The 20228-nt window shown below is 61.7% G+C and carries 19 protein-coding genes; 2 read left to right on the forward strand and 17 right to left on the reverse strand.

Annotation, left to right across the window (positions count from 1 at the left end):
- Positions 1-184: 184 nt before the first annotated feature.
- Together DFR46_RS07070 and DFR46_RS07075 are read left to right on the forward strand one after the other, a co-directional pair.
- Complete coding sequence (locus DFR46_RS07070; RefSeq protein WP_116235803.1) at positions 185-382, forward strand: NepR family anti-sigma factor; 198 nt, start codon at positions 185-187, stop codon at positions 380-382.
- A gap of 30 nt (positions 383-412) precedes the next feature.
- On the forward strand, positions 413-1966 hold the full coding sequence (locus tag DFR46_RS07075) for a sensor histidine kinase (protein WP_116235804.1): 1554 nt from the start codon (positions 413-415) through the stop codon (positions 1964-1966).
- A 270-nt stretch (positions 1967-2236) separates the two neighbouring features.
- On the opposite strand, the gene DFR46_RS07080 is transcribed toward DFR46_RS07075, so the two are convergent.
- The 17 genes from DFR46_RS07080 to murB all read right to left on the reverse strand — a co-directional run bounded on the left by DFR46_RS07080 (position 2237) and on the right by murB (position 20227).
- Entirely contained in the window at positions 2237-3937 is a 1701-nt protein-coding gene (locus DFR46_RS07080; protein WP_116235805.1) for a phospholipase D family protein, read from the reverse strand.
- The gene (gene tatC, locus DFR46_RS07085; RefSeq protein WP_116235806.1) at positions 3934-4728 is read right to left on the reverse strand and encodes a twin-arginine translocase subunit TatC; all 795 of its coding nucleotides are present in this window, start codon (positions 4726-4728) and stop codon (positions 3934-3936) included. The genes DFR46_RS07080 and tatC overlap by 4 nt, the downstream gene beginning before the upstream one ends.
- Positions 4725-5216 (reverse strand): Sec-independent protein translocase protein TatB, encoded by a 492-nt coding sequence (gene tatB, locus DFR46_RS07090; RefSeq protein WP_116235807.1) that lies wholly within the window; start codon positions 5214-5216, stop codon positions 4725-4727. The genes tatC and tatB overlap by 4 nt, the downstream gene beginning before the upstream one ends.
- 65 nt (positions 5217-5281) lie before the next feature.
- Complete coding sequence (gene tatA, locus DFR46_RS07095; RefSeq protein WP_116235808.1) at positions 5282-5533, reverse strand: twin-arginine translocase TatA/TatE family subunit; 252 nt, start codon at positions 5531-5533, stop codon at positions 5282-5284.
- Positions 5534-5559: 26 nt separating this feature from the next.
- Entirely contained in the window at positions 5560-6138 is a 579-nt protein-coding gene (scpB, locus tag DFR46_RS07100; RefSeq protein ID WP_116235809.1) for an SMC-Scp complex subunit ScpB, read from the reverse strand.
- Entirely contained in the window at positions 6135-6905 is a 771-nt protein-coding gene (locus tag DFR46_RS07105) for a segregation and condensation protein A (RefSeq protein ID WP_116235810.1), read from the reverse strand. The genes scpB and DFR46_RS07105 overlap by 4 nt, the downstream gene beginning before the upstream one ends.
- Positions 6902-7909: a beta-N-acetylhexosaminidase gene (nagZ, locus tag DFR46_RS07110; protein ID WP_116235811.1), complete on the reverse strand. Its 1008-nt coding sequence runs from the start codon at positions 7907-7909 to the stop codon at positions 6902-6904. The genes DFR46_RS07105 and nagZ overlap by 4 nt, the downstream gene beginning before the upstream one ends.
- A 47-nt stretch (positions 7910-7956) precedes the next feature.
- Positions 7957-8724, reverse strand: coding sequence for an SPOR domain-containing protein (locus DFR46_RS07115; protein WP_116235812.1), 768 nt, complete (start codon positions 8722-8724; stop codon positions 7957-7959).
- Entirely contained in the window at positions 8724-10454 is a 1731-nt protein-coding gene (gene argS / locus DFR46_RS07120; RefSeq protein WP_116235813.1) for an arginine--tRNA ligase, read from the reverse strand. Before argS ends, DFR46_RS07115 begins: the two co-directional genes overlap by 1 nt.
- 131 nt (positions 10455-10585) lie before the next feature.
- Positions 10586-10891 (reverse strand): ferritin family protein, encoded by a 306-nt coding sequence (locus tag DFR46_RS07125; RefSeq protein WP_116235814.1) that lies wholly within the window; start codon positions 10889-10891, stop codon positions 10586-10588.
- 96 nt (positions 10892-10987) lie between these two features.
- Positions 10988-12166, reverse strand: a complete 1179-nt coding sequence (locus DFR46_RS07130) for a deoxyguanosinetriphosphate triphosphohydrolase (protein WP_116235815.1) — start codon at positions 12164-12166, stop codon at positions 10988-10990.
- Positions 12163-14232 (reverse strand): CHAT domain-containing protein, encoded by a 2070-nt coding sequence (locus tag DFR46_RS07135; RefSeq protein WP_211306391.1) that lies wholly within the window; start codon positions 14230-14232, stop codon positions 12163-12165. The genes DFR46_RS07130 and DFR46_RS07135 overlap by 4 nt, the downstream gene beginning before the upstream one ends.
- A gap of 205 nt (positions 14233-14437) precedes the next feature.
- Entirely contained in the window at positions 14438-16093 is a 1656-nt protein-coding gene (gene ftsZ, locus DFR46_RS07140; protein WP_116235817.1) for a cell division protein FtsZ, read from the reverse strand.
- A 122-nt stretch (positions 16094-16215) separates the two neighbouring features.
- On the reverse strand, positions 16216-17475 hold the full coding sequence (gene ftsA / locus DFR46_RS07145; RefSeq protein ID WP_116235818.1) for a cell division protein FtsA: 1260 nt from the start codon (positions 17473-17475) through the stop codon (positions 16216-16218).
- Between the two features lie 18 nt (positions 17476-17493).
- Positions 17494-18411, reverse strand: coding sequence for a cell division protein FtsQ/DivIB (locus DFR46_RS07150; protein ID WP_116235819.1), 918 nt, complete (start codon positions 18409-18411; stop codon positions 17494-17496).
- Positions 18408-19328, reverse strand: coding sequence for a D-alanine--D-alanine ligase (locus tag DFR46_RS07155; protein WP_116235820.1), 921 nt, complete (start codon positions 19326-19328; stop codon positions 18408-18410). The genes DFR46_RS07150 and DFR46_RS07155 overlap by 4 nt, the downstream gene beginning before the upstream one ends.
- Positions 19325-20227 (reverse strand): UDP-N-acetylmuramate dehydrogenase, encoded by a 903-nt coding sequence (gene murB / locus DFR46_RS07160; protein WP_116237210.1) that lies wholly within the window; start codon positions 20225-20227, stop codon positions 19325-19327. Before murB ends, DFR46_RS07155 begins: the two co-directional genes overlap by 4 nt.
- Position 20228: the final 1 nt, after the last annotated feature.

Below are 20228 nucleotides of genomic sequence, written 5' to 3' on the forward strand. Positions count from 1 at the left end.
ACTATTGCCGACCTGACTAGGCGGTTCGACCGAACGAACTCAAGAGCAAAATTCGATTTTCACGCCAATTGGAATTGGCTAATATTATCAAACATCCGGTCGGTTTGAAAGAAAGGAACATCGGCACAGTATTCGCAGTTGCGAAACCCGCGACTAAAAGGCTAGGAGGGGCACGGTCGTGAGTATGACGGGAATTGAGATCTTGGCTTCAGTTGGCAAAAATCTGCGCAAGCCAGACAAGAAAAATATCGGCACAGCTGCGGACACCTCCAAGGACAAGGACGGCGCCGACATTGGAGATGCCCTGCGCTCTGCATATGACGAGGCCGTCAGCGAGGATATTCCAGAAGAGATGCTGGATTTACTCGGCAAACTCAATTGATCCCTGAGTGGCAATTTTGAAGCCAATCCGATGACCAGCCGAACCGACAGCCCTCAAAAGCGCCTCAGAAGACTTCCCACCAGTATCAAGACACTTGTCCTGCTAGGTCTCGCGCTTCTGCCGCTGGGCGCTGTTGCGGTCTTTTCATCGATCAACGCCGCCAACGGAGCCAGAGACAGCCGCTTCGCCGAAGTGAAACTGCTGGCCGAGGTTGGAGCCAGGCACCTGTCCACCGCGATCTCCCACACGGAGTTCAGCCTGCGATCGACTTTGACAACGCTATCCAGAAGCGAGAATATCGAACGCCAGTGTCAGGACACATTGGACGCGGCCGTCGCCGTCGACACCCGAAAACCAACCTTCGCCCTGCTGGACCGGCAAGGCCAACAGATTTGCGCCACCGATGGGTTTATGTCCGGCCTGATCGAAGACCTGCCGGACAACGGAACCGCCAAAGTAACGCTGGATGCCGACCACGGTCTGATTTTGTTGGCGGAGACAAGCGCCGACGGAAGCCTGACCGGGGTTGCCGAACTGACGCGCGAATCTCTTGCCCTTCTGCCGCGCCCCTCGATGCTGGACCGCAATTTCCAGATCGCTTTGTCGCACGATGACGATATGATCCTGGTGCGGCCATGGTCCCAAACCGTTTCGGGCGATGCCATTGTGAGTGCGGCCCAACCCGTCGACGGCAGCACTTTTCTGCTGACCGCAAGCTTTGTGCGCGCGCCGCTGACCTCGGCGGAATTGTTCGGGATCGTGCTTCCGATACTGATGTGGGGCATCGCCGCCTTTCTTGGCTGGATTGCAGTTGTTCAGCTTCTGATCCGTCCGCTCAAACAACTGCGTCGTGCCGTGGTCCGCCATGCTGAAGGTGAAACTGATTTTGAAATTCCGACGTTTCGGATCTCCGCGATTGAAATTCAGCAACTCGCACAAGCCTTCGAAAAGGCTTTCGACACGCTCCGCAGTCACGAAGAGCAGCTTGCCATCGGCCTGAAAGAACAAACCCGCCTCACCCGGGAGGTCCACCACCGGGTTAAGAACAATCTGCAAATCATCGCCAGCCTTTTGAGCCTACATGCGCGCGCCGCCAAATCCGAAGACAGCGCCGCCGCGTATGCGTCAATCCAGCGCCGGGTTGATGCACTGGCGATCGTCCAGCGAAATTTGTTTTCCGAACTCGATACCGACAATGGATTGCTGATCCGGCCGGTCATTGCGGAACTCGCTTCGGGCCTTCAGCAAAGCGCTCCGCCGAACGTCGAGGTTGCGATCACCCTGGATGTCGACCCGATCCGCGTCAGTCAGGATATCGCAGCACCGGCGGCGTTCCTCATCACCGAACTGGTTGAACTCGCCATGCTGTCCGGCGGACGGCTCGAAATCGCCCTTTCCGTCCAGGCATTGCCGGATCAGTGCGCCCGGCTGTCGGTTCGTTCTGCGGCCCTTGCCCGGGCATCGGAACGAAGCTCGTTTCCACGGTATCGGAGGGTATTAACCGGTATGGCGCGTCAACTGCAGGCCAGCCTGGACGAAGACGAGTCCGGCACAATATATGCGATATTGATCCCGATATTGTAACGGACGAAAAAAAGAATTTTCCATTAAATAATTGAATTATAACGTTTTTTGGATTTTTTTCCTCTTTTTCCGAATTTTTTGGGAACCAATCGCGCCGTTCCTCGTTCTGCTAGTCGGATAGTGACCTTTTTGCCCCCCGCTCTCGCTATCCAAAAATTAGCCCGGAAGCGCCTCCATCCCCCCCGGAAGGCGCTTCCGGGCTTAATAATTTCCCCGCCCAAACCGCGATAATAACCGTCGTTAGAGACCGGCGTTCCCAACCGGAAACGGTCAGACCATATTGTCAGGCACATAGAGACGCGAACCGCCGAAGCGGCACGCCCGACCACGTTGATAGGGCACGACGAACCCGCGCCGCTTATCCGGCTCGGCAAGGCGGTTTTGCTCCGCCAGGCTGCGCCAGTCCGCCAGCCCGGATGTACCGGAAAGCGCGCCGTCTGAAAGGCGTGACCACAGCCGGTCGCGGAAGCCCGCAATAACCGCATCCTCCTGCGACCATAAAAAGCCCAGCTCGGTATCCCATTCGAAGCTCCGCCCGTTGATATTGGCGGAGGACATCAGGCATGCCTGCGTGTCGGCGATCAGCAATTTGGCATGGATATATATGATCCCGGAGCCAAAGGCGGTTCCCCGGCTGCCCGCGTAATCATGCTCGGCATCGTCGGCCGGTTCGTCGCGAACCAGCGTAAACAGCCCCACCCGGTCCGGGCCAACAGCTTTGAGGAGACGACTCAGAGCCGTGGCCTGGAGATATTCGCCATGACGATGGGCGGGATTGTCGCCAGCGCCCAGGAAGGCGATTTCCTCTGGCACATTGGCTATCAGGATAATGACATCGAGCCCGGGATTACGGCGTAGGCTCTCGATCACCCAATCTGCGGCCTCCCGCGACCGGAAAAATTGCGCTTCGATATAGAGCAGATTCTGGGCCGAACGGATCAGGTTGCGATGAGCTGCTTTGAGTTCGCGGATGTCGGGAACCGGCCCGAGCGCGAATATGGATGTCGCATCGCGCGACCGCGTCCGCAGGAGCTGGGTAGTGGCCTTGCCTTCGCTCAGCGATTCTCCCTGTTCCGGTGCTATCGCCTCGCTGAGCGGACCGGCCGCAATAGTGCGTGACGCATCGCTGGTCCACTGGTCGACAATCTCGCGAAAACGCGGCAGTTCGAGATTCCAGAGCTCGGTGAAATTGCGGGCTGCGTCAGCGGCCAGCGGCCCTGCGACAAAGGCTGAAAGATCGTGCCAGGTTTCGTCTGCCGGTCGATCATGCTTGGCATCGTCCCAGCGACGTTCGTCCAGGTCAAGCCCGCCGATAAACGCGGTTTTCGCGTCAATTATCGCGCTTTTCTGATGATAGGTTGCCGGCCACAGTCTCGGCGGCGGCCCGGACTTCCATCCGGCTGGTCGGTCGCCTTCCCAGTGCAGCCATCGCCACAAGCCCGGGCGCACTTCGAAAGCGTGTCGCACATGGCTGGATTTATCCAGAAGGTGCCGTATCAGTTTGCGGACCCGCTTGCGCAGGGCGAACCGCAATATCTGCCGCCAGAACCATCCGATTTCACCGGCATGCTGGACAACTATGATCTGCAGCTGTTCCTGTTCCGCTTCGGTCAGTGCCGAGCGTACATCCTGGATCTGATTAAAACTGCTCCAGGATCCCGCATGAAGGTCATTCGCCATTACGGGTTCGAAATCCGCCAGCAGCATCCGAACTTCGACACCGCGTTTTACCGTGTCGCGGATGAGCCCCGCCCAATCTTCGAGCCCCTTGGCGCGCGCTGCATCGGATCGCAGTTTCGTCGATGGGTCGAAGATGCGGAATGCCAGCCAGACACTGCGCTCCGCGGCGAGCATTTCTTCTTCGAGCCTGGGATACATTTCCGCCGAATCGATCAGCGGTTTCACCCGGCACCCGTCGCGAACCGGAAAACCCTCCCCCTGCTCGCGTAGGAAGAGCAAGTCGCGGTTCAAGTCTCTTTGTCCTTTTTGCCGCGCCTGTCCGTGAACCAGATAATCACGAGGGTCATTTCAAAGAGCAGCAATAGCGGAACAGCCAACATCAGCTGGGTAACCGGGTCGGGCGGCGTGAAGATCGCGGCGATGACGAAAACGCCCACGATGATATATTTGCGTGCGCGGATCAGCTGCGCCCGGCCGACAAGGCCCGCGCGGTTGAGCAGCAGCAGCAGCACCGGCAGCAAAAACGCCAGTCCGAAAACGATGATGAACCGCATGACCAGAGACAGATATTCTCCTATCGCTGGCAGCGCCTCCTGATCCAACCCGCTCACCTCCCCTTGATAATCAAGGAAAAATTCAAATGCCAACGGCATGACGACGAAATAGGCGAGCGCCGCACCAAGCGTGAACAGGACGGGCGTCGCAAACAGAAAGGGTAAAAAAGCGCCACGCTCATTCTTGTACAGGCCGGGCGCGACGAACAGCCATATCTGACAGGCGATCAGCGGAAAGGCGATGACGAACGCCCCGAAAATGCCGACCTTTATCTCGACGAAAAACGCCTCGTAGAGCTGGGTATAGATCAGCCTGCCCTGCCCGGGCGGAAAGGCTTCCTGCAACGGATGCACGAGAAAGGCGAAAATCTCCGTCGCGAAATAGAAGCAGAAGCCGAATGCGATGATGAAGCCGAGCACACACCATAAGAGGCGATTCCGCAATTCGATCAGATGATCGAGCAGCGGCGCCGTGCTGGCATCGACTTCGTCGATCTCTTCGGGTTCGGTCTGCAATTCGCTGCTCATGACTTGCCACCGAACAGATCGATCTGCGACGAATCCTCCGCCGTACCGGCACCGGGCTCTGCCGATGGCTGCGGCGCAGATGCCGCTTCGCCCGAAGAAATCTCTCCCGATTCGTCCGTGGCAATCGGCTTGAGCGGCTTCATCGCCCCTTCCCCCCCGTCATCGCCCGGCGATACGGTATCCTGCGCTGCGGGAGCCTCGTCGCGCGGCTGGCCCTGCATTTCCTGACCGGAATCGGGATCGCCCTCGCTGTGCGGATGTTTCGCCATGATATCGGCATTGCGCTGCGCCCATTCCTTTTCCTGGCCCTCCATCTCTGCCTCGCGGATCATGGAATCCAGGCTGAACCGGAACTGGCTGGTAAAGCTGCGCAACTGCCCCATGACCCGCCCGACGCCGCGCAGGGCCGCTGGCAGATCTTTTGGACCGATAACGACAAGCGCCACTATCGCGACAAGCAGGAGTTCGGCTGCACCGATATCGAACATAGGCGCTTCGCTACCTCAATGGCCGGAATTCACGCAGCCCGACCGGGCGTGCGCAAGACACGGTGTCAGCTGGCGCTGTCTTCGCGCGTGGCTTCCACTGTCGTTTCCGAAGCCGGCGTTGCGGGCGGCGAAGACGAAATACGCGGCGCTTCCGACGAGGAGGCGCTGGTATCGCTCTCGTCGGTGTCCTTCAGGCCGCGTTTGAAGCTGGTGATACCCTTACCGAGATCACCCATCATGCCCGAAATACGGCCACGGCCGAACAGCACGATGATAACGATGGCGACAATTGCAATCTGCCAAATACCTGGCGACATAATAGTTCTCCTATTTACACGCCTAGTTAGTCATCCTGTTCAGCAGATTCCAGCTCGAGTTCTTCGAGCGCGGTATCCACAGGATCGAGCAGCCCGGCAGCTTTCAGATCGTCAAGCCCGGGTAGGTCGCGCCGAGTCTCTAACCCGAAATGCGAAAGAAAAACAGGGGTTGTTGCATAAATTAACGGTCTTCCCGGAGTTTCACGGCGACCGGCGGGGCGCACCCAGCCCGCTTCCATCAGAACATCGAGCGTACCCTTGGATATCTGCACGCCGCGAATGGACTCGATTTCGGCCCGGCTGACCGGTTCGTGATAGGCGATGATCGCCAGTGTTTCGGTTGCCGCACGGCTCAATTTCCGGGGTTCTTCGCGTTCACGGCGCAAAACATGGGCCAGGTCCGGGGCGGTTTCGAAATGCCAGCGCTTGCCGCGCTCGACCAGGCCGATGCCCCGTCCGGCATAATGGCCCGTAAGCTCTTCCAACGCAGCCCGGACATCGACATCCTCACCAACCGCCTGGGCAATATCATTGAGCGTAAGAGCTTCTTCGGCCGCAAAGAGCGCCGCTTCGACCGCGCGGACATCGTCTGATATTTCGGTCATTTACCTGTTCTCACCATAAGGTCGGAGAAATGATCTTCCTGCCGAAGTTCCGCCTTGCCCTGCCGCGCCAGCTCAAGGGCCGCGACGAAGCTCGAAGCAAGAGCCGACTTGCGATAGGCATTGTCAGCGCTTTGTGGGAGGAAACTTTCCAGGGTTGCCCAGTCGACCGACTGGCCGATCAGCCGTTCAAGCCGCTCCAGCGCCGCATCGAGCGTCATCACCGGACGATGCGCGACGATATGAACGGCCGGTTCGGTGCGCGCCCGCAATTGGCCATAGGCCGCGATCAGATCGTACAACTCGGCCTGCCATCGGCTTTTCCGGACAACATGAATGCCCTCGGGCGCGCCGCGGAGGAACACGTCGCGTCCGATCCGGTCACGCGCCATCAGCCTCGCTCCGGCTTCCCGCATCGCGTTGAGGCGCTGCAACCGTAGCTGAAGCCTGAGCGCCAGCTCTTCGGGGCTGGGGTCCTCCTGCTCGTCCTTGGGCAGCAACAGGCAGGATTTGAGATAGGCAAGCCAGGCCGCCATCACGAGATAGTCGGCCGCGATCTCGAGTTTCAGTGCCTTGGCATCGGTGATGAAGGCCAGATATTGCTCGACCAGTTCCAGGATCGAGATTTCCCTGAGATCGACCTTCTGCGTGCGCGCAAGGCTAAGCAGCAAGTCGAGCGGGCCTTCCCAGCCGTCAAGATCGAGCGTCAGCCGTTCCGCCACCGCGATTTCCGGCGCATCGTCAAATTTATCGTCGTTCGCTTCGCTCATGCCAGAGCCAACAGGCTATCGCGTTTGTCGAGCAGCGCGTCGAGCGCGTCGGCCGTACGGGCGGGCCCGATACTCTCCATCGCGCGGTCGAGACGCGCCCGCGACGCTGCCGAGATATCGTCGAGCAGCGCGACGGTCGCTTTCATCTCGTCCATCCGCGCCCAGCAATTGAGCGCGATATCGCATCCCGCCTCAACGACCGCAGCTGCACGGCGCGCGGGATCCCCGTCAAGTGCCTGCATGTCGAGATCATCTGAAAAAAGCAGCCCGTCAAAACCGATCTCGCCGCGAATGATGGTGTTGATGATCGTCGGTGAGAGCGTTGCGCAGCGATCGCCGTCCCAGGCCTCGAAAACAATATGCGCGGTCATCGCCATCGGCGCGTTTGCAAGAGCTTTGAACGGAGCGATATCGGTAGCCAGCTCTTCCGCAGACGCCGTCACGCGCGGTAAAGCCTTATGCGTATCGACCAGCGCGCGGCCATGGCCCGGAATATGTTTGACCACGCCCGCCACCCCGGCATCGCCAAGCCCGTTAAGCACGGCGCGGCCAAGTGCGGCCACCCGCAACGGTTCGAAACCCAATGCCCGATCACCGATCACGTCATGGGCGCCGGGCTGGCGGACATCGAGCAGCGGCAGGCAATCGACGTTGATCCCGCATTCGGCCAAGGTCAGCCCGATCGCGTGCGCATTGCTGCGTGCCGCTTCAATCGCCGAGATAGGAGCTATGTCGTATAACGCGTCGAACTTCGCCCAAGGCGGAAATTCGGGCCAGGCCGGCGGTTTCATCCGCGTCACCCGGCCGCCCTCCTGATCGATTAGGATAGGGACATTTCCGCGACCCGACACCTCGCGAAGATCGTCGGTCAGCGCGCGGAGCTGGTCGCGATCCGCAATATTGCGGGCAAACAGGATATACCCTGCCGGATCGCAGTCACGAAACAGCGCGCGTTCTTCGTCATTCAGCGTTTCCGCGGCAATGCCAAAGACTACGGGCTTCATTCGGCTCTCTTAGTTGACGGTCTTGTTCACGGCCAAACGGCCACAGGTCAATTGACCACCACGCTGCACGGTTGCCCGGCATTGCGCAAGCTGGAGCAGAGCGATCGGGCCACGTCGCGCGAGCGGGCAGCGGCGCGAAGACGATAAAGTGTCCGCCCTCCCGCCTGGACCGGTGTGACCGATTTCGTCAATGAACTCAGCGTTCTGTTCTGCGATACCATTTGCGTCCACGCCCTGTTGGCAGCCGCCTCGCTGGAAAATGCGCCAAGCTGGATAAGTCGTCCGCTGGCCGCCGTAGCGCCGCCCGCTGAGGCTGCTGCATTGTCGCCCGACGTTCGCGGCGCAGACTCGGCAAGCTGCCTGTTGCTCGCCGGGATTCGCGCGCTTGCCGCACCGGTTGGCTGGCCATCGGCGTCATTGCCGGAGTTTTCGCCCGCCGTTGCCGCAACCCGGGTTCCGGTGACCGGTTCTTCGGGCGTTGCGCTGCGGTCGATCCGGCCTTCGGGGCTCCCGCCCTCACTTGCGGCAAAGGCGGCGTCGCCTTCGCCTTCCACTTCCATGCCGCCGGCCTCACTGGGCCGGACGCGGTAATCCTCTTCGGGTGCCGCGATCAGTTCCGCGCCATCGGGCGCAGCGCCATCCTGGCCGCGCAACCAAAGGATGCCGCCGATAACCAGAGCAATGACCACGAGAACACCCAGGATACCGCCGATCAGCGTCAGAAGGCCAACGCCTTCGTCTTCATCCTCTTCGACCGCTTCCAGCCACGGCAGACGATCTTCCTCGCTTGCGTCCAGCGCGTCCTCGTTACCCATCACTCCATCTCCTCGACAGCCTCAACCCCCATGATTGCAAGGCCGTTGCGTATGATTTGCCCGATTCCGGCCGCCAAGGCCAGACGTGCACGTGTCAAACCGGGATCATTAACCACCAATAGGCGTTTGTCAGGATGATCGTTGCCGCGGTTCCAGAGTGCGTGGAATCCGGCGGCAAGATCGAACAGGTAAAAGGCAACCCGGTGCGGTTCATAAGCCCCCGCCGCGGCCTCCACGATGCGCGGGAATTGCGCGGCGTGCCTTACCAGCGCCAGTTCCGCTCCATCGAGCAGGCCAAGATCCGCCTCGCCGGAGATATCGATCCCTTCGGCCGCGGCCTTGCGATGCACGGACCGTATCCGCGCATGGGCATATTGGACGTAGAATACCGGATTGTCCTTCGATGCCTCCACCACCTTGGCGAAATCGAAATCCATCTGCGCATCAGCCTTGCGCGTCAGCATGGTGAAGCGCACGACATCCTTGCCGACTTCCTCGACGACATCAGCCAGCGTCACGAAACTGCCCGAGCGTTTGGACATTTTCACCGGCTCGCCATCGCGGAGCAGCCCGACCATCTGGACGAGCTTGACGTCAAACTCGGTCTTGCCGCCGGTCAGCGCCTCAACCGCCGCCTTGATCCGCTTTACCGTTCCCGAATGATCGGCGCCCCAGATATCGACCAGCACATCGGCCGTCTGGCTTTTCTGGAAATGATAGGCGAGATCGTTGCCGAAATAGGTCCATGACCCGTCCGACTTGCGGATCGGCCGGTCCTGATCGTCGCCGAATTCGGTGGACCTGAACAGCGGCAGTTCGACCGGTTCCCAGTCGTCCGGCGTCTTGCCCTTGGGCATCTCAAGCTCGCCGTCATAGACAAGGCCGCGCGAACGGAGTTCCGCCTCGGCGGCCTGCGGCTTGCCCGCTGCCTGCACATCGGCTTCCGACGCAAAGATATCATGGCGAATACCGAGCAGAGCGAGATCGGAGCGGATCAGCTCCAGCATCGCCGCCACGGCGCGCTCGCGGAACAGCGTCAGCCATTCGCCCTCTTCGGCTTGCGCATAGGAATCGCCAAATTCGGTAGCCAGCGCTACGCCAACCGGCTTCAGATAGTCGCCCGGATACAGACCATCGGGTATCTCGCCGACATCCTCGCCCAGGGCCTCGCGGTACCGGATATGCACCGAGCGCGCGAGAGTATCCACCTGCCCGCCCGCATCGTTGACATAATATTCGCGGATCACCTTATGGCCCGCATATTCAAGAAGATTGGCCAGCGCATCGCCGACCACCGCACCCCGGCAATGGCCCATATGCAATGGGCCCGTCGGATTGGCGGAGACATATTCGATGTTGACCGTCTTACCGGCACCGATAGCCGATTTGCCGTAATCCCCACCTGCAGCCGCTATCGTGCGCAGCTCATCGCGCCAGGCATCTTCGTCCAGCCGGATATTGATGAAACCGGGCCCGGCAATCTCTGCGCCGGACACACCGTCCAGCCGCGCAAGCTTGGGTGCTATCAAGGCCGCCAGTTCGCGCGGGTTCTTCCCAGCCGGCTTGGCCAGCACCATGGCCGCATTGGTCGCGAGGTCGCCATGCGAAGGATCGCGCGGCGGCTCGACGGCCACATTCTTGCGGTCGATCCCGGCGGGGATGTCGCCCGCAGCCTCGAGCCGGTCGAGAATCGCGCCGATATGCTCGGCAAACTGGGTGTAGAGGGTCACGTTACAATCCGATCTTCAAACCAAGCCCGGGCGGATAGGCGATATCGACGGGCATTTGAAGCGCGAAGGACAAAGCCCGCCCGGGGCCTGCGCAGGGCTCGCGCGTCCGGACCGACGGACCGGACGTGCCGCTAGCTGGTCGCAACCTCTTCCAGGGCCGCGATATCGCCCTCGGTGAACAGATACTCTTTCAATTCCTTGGCGAAATCGTCGCTGTTGCGGCGCAGCCATTCGATGATCATCGCGGCATGCTCTATCTCTTCGCGCATATTGTGCATGAGAATGCCCTTGAGCGCCGCATCTTCGCAATCATCGGCCCGCTGCTTGTACCAGTCGGCGGCTTCCAGCTCCTCCATCAGCGACACGATCGCGTGATGCATGGCCAGCGTTTCCTTGGAGAGCTTCTCGCGCGGGGCATGCAATGTATCGCTGGCCATAATTTCACCTCATCTTTTGGTCGAATGGATTATCGGTCGTACGATATGCCCGGGGCGTGGCCGAAGCAACCGTCGCCGGGGCCATTGCCGACGCCCCTAAAAACCCTCGGGCAGCGCGACGGGGCCAACCGTCTCCCGGTAACAGTGAATCGCATAGCTGTCCGTCATTCCCGCAATGAAATCAGCGATATGGTGCGCCCGGTGCGGCTCGTCGTCCGGCAGAGATCGACGCCAGTTTTCCGGCATCAGCGACGGCTCATCGCGATAGGCCGCATACAGGCCGGCGACGACATCGCACACCGCATCGGCCACCTCGACCTGCTTGGGGTGCTCGTACATATGGGCATAGAGAAAGGCCTTGAGGGATCGCTCATGCGCGGCAATTTCGGGCGAAAAGACCGCCAGAGACCGCCCCGCCCCGCGGACATCCTCGACGCTTCGGGCACCGGATTCGGCAATGGCGCGCTCGGTCTCTTCGATCAGGTCGTTGACCATCAGGCCGATCTGCTCGCGGATCACTTCGGAGGCGAGAAGATCGGGCCCGGCATCGGGAAACCGGGCGGCGGCACGCGTCCATATCTCCGCTATGCCCGGAATCTCCATCAGGGCATCGACCCCGAACAGCCCAGCGCGCAAGCCGTCATCGATATCGTGATTGTCATAGGCAATATCGTCGGCAAGCGCCGCGACCTGCGCCTCCAAACTGGCGTAGCTGCCCAGTTCGAGAGGGAACTCATCGTCGACATCCCGCAGGGCCCAGGGCGGGGCGGCGACCGGGCCGTTATGCTTGGCCAATCCCTCCAGAGTCTCCCAGCTCAGATTGAGCCCGGCAAACAGGGGATAACGATGTTCGAGCCGGGTCAGCATGCGCAATGTCTGCGCATTGTGATCGAACCCGCCTGCATCGGCCAGCGCGGCCTGCAGCGCGTCTTCCCCGGCATGGCCGAACGGCGGATGGCCGATATCGTGCGCCAGACACAGGGCTTCGGTCAGATCCTCGTTCAGCCCGAGCGCACGCGCTATGGTGCGACCGATTTGCGCGACTTCCAGACTGTGAGTCAGGCGAACGCGAAAATGATCGCCATCGGGCGCGACAAATACCTGCGTCTTGCGGCGCAAGCGGCGAAAGGCGACGGAATGGATAATCCGATCGCGGTCGCGCTGAAACGCATCGCGCGGCCCCCTGACCTCGACAGGCAGCGCAACCCGGCCTTCGTTATGCAGGCGGCCGCGCGAATGGGCGGGATCGGATGCGAAAAGCGCGAGCGTCGTCATCGGCGGTTGAGACGTTCTATCTCTTGTCCTTCGGCGCTGCGGAAGGTCAGACCCTGGATATCGCCCTCTTCTGACGCCGCATTGAGGAAGGCCTGCGCTTCCGCACGGCTCTCGAACGGACCGACCAGCAGCCGGTTCGTGGCATTAAGCGGCGTGAACCAGCCAGTCTTGCCCTCGAACGCCTGCGGTGCACGGCGCGAGAACTGGCGATAGGTGAAGCGCAGCGCATCGACCTGCTGGCCGATGGCAACCTGCGCCCAGTGGCGTGCCGGATGCGAAGGTGCTGCCGACAGAGCCTCTGCGGCCGGAGCGGACATGGTCGATCCCGCGGCCATGGCGGCTTCGGTAGGCTGGGGAGAAAGCCCTTCCCTGTAGAGGCGCACGATCGCCTGCCCTTCCGGACTGCGCCAGCGAAGCGCTTCGATTCCGACTTCGGCCAGTGTGTTGATGAATTCCTGTGCTGCCGCGCCGCTCGCGAAAGGGCCGACCAGCAGCCGGTTGGTCTGTCCGAGCGGCGTTGTCCAGCCCTCCTGCCCGGCAAAAATCGCATTGGCCCGCGCATAGCGCCGATAGGTAAACCGCATCCCCTCCTCGGTCGGACCGGTTGCAAGCTGCACCCAGCTGCGCGCGGGTTCGGCCTGTGCTGCCGAGGCGGTCGTTTCAGCCGGCGTCTCGGCCTGAGCGGGAACGGGAGCAGACTGTGGCGGTGGCGGTGGCGGTGGCGGTGGCGGTGGCGGTGGCGGTGGCGGTCCGGGCGTGATCGCAGCGAGCGCCGCCGGCAAGAGCGATTCTGGTGCAGGGCCCTGGGCCTGTTGCGTCTCCTCAACTTGCTCGCGCTGCGCCCTGCGGCGCAGATCGGCCTCGAGATCGGCGAGCGAAAAACTGCTCGGCGTCACCGGTACATTGCCGTTCTCGACGTCAGCTGCCACTGCGGCCTCCACGGGAGCCGACGGCTGCGAAAAGCCGGGTCGAGGGCCCAGAGTTTCCGGCATGTCAGGCTCTGTCTGCTCCACCGCAACTGACGGCGGTGGAGGCGGAGGTGTAGGTGGAGGTGGCGGCGGAGGAGGTGGTGGCGGAGCCGCTTGCGCGACTTCGACCGGTGCGCTGCTGCGGCCCGGACGGCGGCGGGACTGGGTTTCGCGTGCGGCCAGCCTGCGGGCAACCGCCTCGCGACGTTCGCGGCGGCGTTGTTCGCGCGCCGTGTCGCGACGAATTTCGGCTGGAGAGCGCGCGCCCAGCGCGGCTCCCTGCGGCACCAGACCGGCGCCCGGCGTTCCGGCGGCCGCCAGTTCCGGAAAATCGCTCAATGCATAGCGTGGCCCGTCTCCGCTTGCCGGGAAATTCCCGAAATGGACCGCTTGCGCCTTGCCGGCATTGCTCATGCTCGACAATCGCCCGAGATAGGGCGTCAGGATCTCCAACTCGCGGCGCGGCATGGCGATGGCCGCAGCCTCGACCGCTTCACGAACATCCTCGCCGGTCAATCCGATGACAAAGGCGCGGGTTCGCCAAGCCGTCATGTCTTGAGCGCGCAACAGGGGGTCAAGCGTCTGGAGCGCCGCGTTCCGATCGCCCGAGATCGCCTGGCTGATTGCCAGTCGCTTCAGAAGTTCCGGCGTCGATCGCTGCGCGATGGCGACTCTGTAATCGGCTTGGGCCAGTTCCGGCTGGCCGAGCAGATCATAGGCAAACCCGCGATCCGCAGCATATTCCGAAAGGCGGACGCCCAACCGCTCGGCCTCGCGAAACTGCTGCATGGCCGCCAATGGCCTTTCGAGGCGTACCAGAGCCCCGCCAAGGCCAGCCTTCACCTGGCCATTTCGCGGGCTCAGGTCGTTGGCACGAACGAACAGGCCGAGCGCGGCATCCGCATCACCAATATCGAGCGCCGCGCGCCCCGCGCCGACAAGCGCCTGTGCATTGTTGGGATTATCCGCCAGCATCGTCAGATAGCGGCCCAGATTCTGCGCCGGCGTTTGCCCGTCGCTCGCGCGATTCATAAACGGGAAAGCGTCGCTCTGCTGGGCCTGGACGGGCAGCGCGGTACCCGCCAGCAGGGCTAACAAGCACAGGGTGCGGGCACGCCGGACGCTGCGCGGCTTAGATACGGAATTTCGGTGAACCATCACCGGTCGATTATAGACGGCGTGTTTTCCGAACGCACGGCCCTGATTGCACCGTTACGCGACAAAGCGTTGTCCTTTGACGGCGAAGAGGAAAAGACCGGCATTCCCCGACACCAAAGTGGCGAGAAGATGCCGGAATTATCCGTTATTGGTTGTTCTGACGGTTCAGAAACTGCGGAATGTCGAGCGAATCGCGATCGCCGCCGGAGGCCGCTTTCTTCTCTCCGCTATCCACCTTGGCCGCGCCGCGCGCGATGTTAGACATCCGCTCGAACAAGGTTCCGCCCGAACGAGCCGGCTTGGCCGCAGGGGCCTCTTTCGCAGCGCCTTCCTCTGAAATCCATTTGCTGGAAGCGGGGACCGCTTCCTTGTCGGGCGTATCCGACGAGGACACGATATTGCCGGCATCGAGCAAAAGCTCGTCTTCATCTGCATCGGCCGCCGCCTGAGCGTCTGCCGACATCTGGCGCGGCTCTTCGCCCGCCGCGCGAACCGTGAAGGTAGGCCTGGTGCGTACTGGCGTCCGTTCGGATACAATCGGCGCCGTATCGTCGAATACCAGCGTCGCCGGTTCAGCCTCTGCTTCGGCAGGCGTTTCCGGAGCAGCCTCTTCGGCAACAGCTTCGACCTCTGCCGCATTGTCTTCGGCCGCAATTTCTTCGATTTCCGGCTCGGCCGGTTCGGCGATCTCCGGTTCATCCTTTGCAAGCGGAGCCATCTCTTCAACCGTCTCTTCGACCTGCTCGGCTGTTTCGGGCTCTGCTTCCTCTGCCTTGTCGCGAGCTGACGGGAAGGTGAACACCTTCGCAGGCAGCGGCTTGGCTTCGCCACCGGCTTCGGCCTCGATACCGGTCGCCACGACCGAAACCCTCAACTTGCCCTCCAGATCGTCATTGAACGCCGAACCCCAGATGATGTTCGCATCGGGATCGACCAGTTCCTTGATATGGTTGGCCGCTTCGTCGACTTCCATCAGGCGCATATCCTCGCCGCCGGTGATCGAGATGATAACGCCCTTCGCACCCTGCATCGAAACACCATCGAGCAGCGGGTTGGCGATTGCTTTTTCGGCAGCTTCGCGGGCGCGATTATCCCCCTCGGCTTCGCCGGTACCCATCATCGCCTTACCCATTTCTTCCATCACGGAGCGGACATCGGCAAAGTCGAGATTGATCAGGCCGGGCATAACCATCAGGTCGGTGATCCCGCGCACACCCTGCTGGAGAACCTCGTCGGCCATTTTGAACGCGTCCTTGAACGTCGTGTCTGGGTTGGCGATCAAGAACAGATTCTGGTTGGGGATGACGATCAGCGTATCGACATGCTTTTGCAGTTCTTCGATGCCGGAATCGGCCGATTTGGACCGGCGCGAGCCTTCAAAACTGAACGGCTTCGTAACGACGCCAACCGTAAGAATGCCTTTTTTGCGGGCCGCTTCGGCAATTACCGGAGCAGCGCCAGTACCCGTGCCGCCGCCCATGCCGGCGGCGATGAAGCACATGTGCGAGCCATCGAGCGCATCGTCTATCGAGGCAAGCGTTTCCTCCGCTGCGGCGCGGCCGATTTCCGGACGCGATCCGGCACCGAGGCCCTCGGTGATCTTCGGTCCGAGCTGAATGCGCGTGTCCGCATCGCTGTGGTTGAGTGCCTGAGCGTCGGTATTGGCAACGATGAAATCGACGCCCTGCACGTCCGCATCGATCATGTTGGCAATCGCATTCCCGCCAGCGCCACCGACACCGATCACGGTGATTTTCGGGCGTAATTCGCTAACTTCAGTACGGGTGAATTCGATGCTCATGACTTGGTCTCCCCCTTGCGATTTCGCATCCTGATCAGAGTGTTAACCTTTACTACAACAGAATGACTCGGCGAAGCCAGCGAAAAAGTGGTGCGACTCGTGGATAAAGCTCGCTTTATCGCTCAATACTCACTCTTGAACGCGGTCATGAATCGGCTCCACAGTCCGCTTTTCGCCGTTCGGTGCACAAGCTGCGCCTCATCCTGCATGACCCGCAGGTCCACCGGCCCCTCGGCCGCGAACCTGGCAAGCCCGGCAAGCGTCGCAAAAGCCGGTCCCGAATGCGCTTCCGGCAACCCGGCGAGCGCTATCGGCCGGCCCGTCCGCACGGTCCGTCCAAGCGCCCCTTGTGCAAAATCGGCTATGCCTTTCAGCTCGGCACCGCCGCCGGTCAGCACCACCTGTCGGCCGACCGGGCCGGCAAAGCCCATCGCGTCCAGAGCCTTGCCGACTTCCGCCATAAGGTCTTCGAGCCGTTCGCGGATGACGGCGATCAGCTGGGCGCGGGTAATACGCGGCGTATCGCTGCTTTCCTCATCGGAATTGCCCGTGATGTCGATCATGTCATGATTGTCGCGCGGGCTGGTTGTGGCGGAGCCATGGAAACACTTGATCCGTTCCGCCTGGGCCCGCGGCATTGCAAACTGGGTTGCAACGGCATCGGTGATGTCGGCTGCGCCAATCGGAATGGACGTCAGCCCGACGAGCATCCCGCCCGCGAAAAGCGAAACATTGGTGACCCCGGCGCCAAGTTCGACCAGCGCCACGCCAAGCTCGCGCTCCTCTTCGCTGAGACAGGCATAACCGGTGGCGACCGGCGAAGCGACGATGCCCTCAACGCCGAGATAGGCGCTGCGCACACAATGATCGAGATTGCGCATTGGCGAACGTTCGGTCAGCACGGCATGGATGTCGACGCCGAGCTGATCGGCATGGAGACCGAGCGGATTCTTGACGCCTTCGAGCCCATCCAGCGTATACAGCGTCGGATGGGCATGGAGAATTTCCATGTCTTCGGGGTCAATCGCATTGAGTCCGGCTATATGCAGGTCGCGAATATGCGCATCTTCGATCCGATAACCACCGAGATCGGCTTCGATCGTGGTGACCTTGCTGACCAGGCCACCGGCAGAAAAGCCGACCCAGGCGCTGTCGATATTGATCCCGGCTATACGTTCTGCCTGTTCGACCGCAGCGCGGATCGCCGCCTCGGTCTGTTCCATATCGGCGATATAGCCGCGGCGGATTCCTCGGCTTTCGCGCTGGCCGGTGCCCAGCACCTGCAAATCGCTGCCTTCGGGATTGCGGACGATCATCGCGCAGATCTTTGAAGACCCGATATCGAGCACGGTGATCAGATTGTCGTTGCGGCCCTGTGCCATAGTCCCCGTTCCCCCTGTTCAGATCGTATCGGAATCCGCGCTGTCATCGGATTGCGCCGGCGCGGCTTCGGCCTCGCGCGCGACGCGCACGACGAAGCGATCGGGCACCCGCATGTCGAAGCGGCGAAAACCCTCGCCCAACAATCCGTTCTGGCTGTCCATCCGCGCAAAATTCAGCAGCGCCCGGCCGGCATCTTCTTCGCCTTCCGGCAAGGCCAGCGTCTCGCCCGACTGGAAGCGCAGATCCCAGCGCCGGTTGCCGACCCATGTCGCACCAGACAGCATCGGGCGCAGTGCGGGTGCGCGATCCATCAGCAGTTCGAAACTGGCAACCTGGCGATTGGCGGCCGGGCCAATGATGAGCGGCAGGTCCGGCATCGCATCGAGCGCCACTTCCTCAAGCACCTCGCCCTCGCTGTCGACGAGATAGAGCGTCTGGTCATGCTGCCAGATTGCCGTCGGCGTGCGTTCGGTAATCGAAACGACGAGCGTATCGGGCAGGCGGCGCGTCACGCGGGCCGACTGGACCCACTGGAACGCTTCCACCCGCGCGCGGATCGCGGCGATATCGACATTGGGCATGGCCATGGATGGCTGATCGAGCGCGACGGCATATACGGGCAGGCGCTCCATCTGGTCGATCCCCTGGATCTCCACACGCTCGACCGTAAAGCCGAGACGGCCGACGCCTTCACCCAGCTGCCATGCGGCGAGCTGCGGCAGACGCAGGATCATCGCCGCGCCGATCACCAGCGTTGCCAGAAGGGCAATCACCATCCAGCCTCCGGTACGGCGGATCGTGTCTTCCTGCATCGGAAGAACCGTGGCGAGCTGCGCAGACATGGGCTGGCGCTGCGCTTTCCTGGCCGGTTTGCGTTTTACGGTGGCACGCTTCTTGGGCGCAGCTGTCCGGCGTGGTTTTCGGGTCTGGCTCATAAGGCTTCCTCCACTATCCGCTGGACGAGCTCGGCATAGCTCAGTCCGACATGTTTGGCCTGTTCGGGCACGAGGCTGAGCGGCGTCATCCCCGGCTGGGTGTTGACCTCGAGCAGGAACAATCCGTCCACGCCTTTGGTGTCATCCCAGCGATAATCCGAGCGGCTGGTGCCGCGGCATCCGAGCAGCCGGTGCGCCTTGAGCGCGATCTCCCTGCAGAGCCCGGCAATGTCGTCGGGAACGTCCGCCGGGCAGATATGCTCGGTCATGCCGTCGGTATATTTCGCATCATAATCGTAGAAGCCGCTTTTCGGCACGAGCTCAGTCACAGCAAGGGCTTCGTCGCCGATCACCGCCGTTGTCAGTTCGCGCCCGCGAATGAAGGGTTCGGCGAGCAGGGTCTCGAACTCCTGCCAGGGTCCGACCGTATCTCGGCCGATCGGCGAACCGTAATTGCTCTCATCGTTTACAATCGCGACACCGACCGAGGAGCCTTCATTGACCGGCTTCAGAACATAGGGCCGCGGCATCGGGTCTGCCGTGTACAGGCTTTCGCTCTCGACGATCAGCCCGCCGGGCATGGGAATGCCGTGCGGCATCAGCACTTGTTTGGTCAGCACCTTGTCGATCGCAACAACCGAGGTCGCCATACCCGAATGGGTATAGGGAATCTGCATCAGATCGAGCATGCCCTGCACCGATCCGTCTTCGCCGGGTGTACCGTGCAGCGCGTTGAACACGATGTCGGGCTTCACACCGTCCAGTACCAGCGCGATATTGCGATCCATATCGACGCGCGTCACCCTGTGGCCCAGACTTTCAAGCGCATCGGCAATGCCCTCTCCGCTCATCAGCGAAACCTCGCGCTCGGCAGACCAGCCGCCCATCAGAACCGCGATATGAAGCTTGCCCGTCATTCGGCATCTCCCACGCGCTGGATTTCCCATTCAAGCTCGACACCCGAATGCTCGAAAACCCGGCGGCGAACCTCATCGCCCAGAGCTTCGATATCGGCAGCCGTCGCCCCGCCGATATTGAGCAGAAAGTTGGTGTGTTTTTCGGAAACCTGGGCGCCGCCGATCGTTAGTCCGCGACATCCGGCAGCATCCACGAGCTGCCACGCCTTCCCGCCGGGCGGGTTTTTGAAGGTCGAGCCGCCGGTGCGCGAACGCAGCGGTTGGGAGGCCTCGCGCTCGGCCGCGATCCTCTCCATTTCGGCACCGATCGTTTCGGGATCGCCCGGCACGCCTTCGAACAGCGCCTCGACAATAATAGCGCCGGCCGGAACGGCAGAATGGCGATAGCTGTATTCGAACCGCTCGAGCGGCCAGACCTCGACCGTGCCGTCCCGCATCACCAATGTCGCCTCGACGAGTATGTCTTGCGCTTCGCGGCCGTAAGCTCCGGCGTTCATCCGCACCGCGCCACCCGCTGTACCTGGTATGCCGCGCAGGAACTCAAGGCCCGCGATCCCGGCATCGCGCGCCTTGCTGGCAACCGTAATGCCCATGGCCGCACCGCCGGCGCGAACGCGATTGCCCTCTTCGATGGTGATTTCGGCAAAGCTCTTCGGCAGACGCACAACCACGCCCCGAACACCACCGTCGCGTACGATGAGATTGGAGCCCACGCCAACCGCCAGCACGGAAATGGCGGGATCGAGCTGGCTCAGAAACTGGGACAGGTCTTCGACATCCGTCGGGCGAACCAGCCATTCCGCGGGACCGCCGCAGCGGAACCAGATGAAATCGGCCAGGCTGCCGCCACGTTTCACCGTGCCCTCGAGCGGAGGAACGCCGGTGCAGGTGTCCGTCATG

This window comes from Parasphingopyxis lamellibrachiae (genome assembly GCF_003385775.1).
GTDB lineage: Bacteria > Pseudomonadota > Alphaproteobacteria > Sphingomonadales > Sphingomonadaceae > Parasphingopyxis > Parasphingopyxis lamellibrachiae.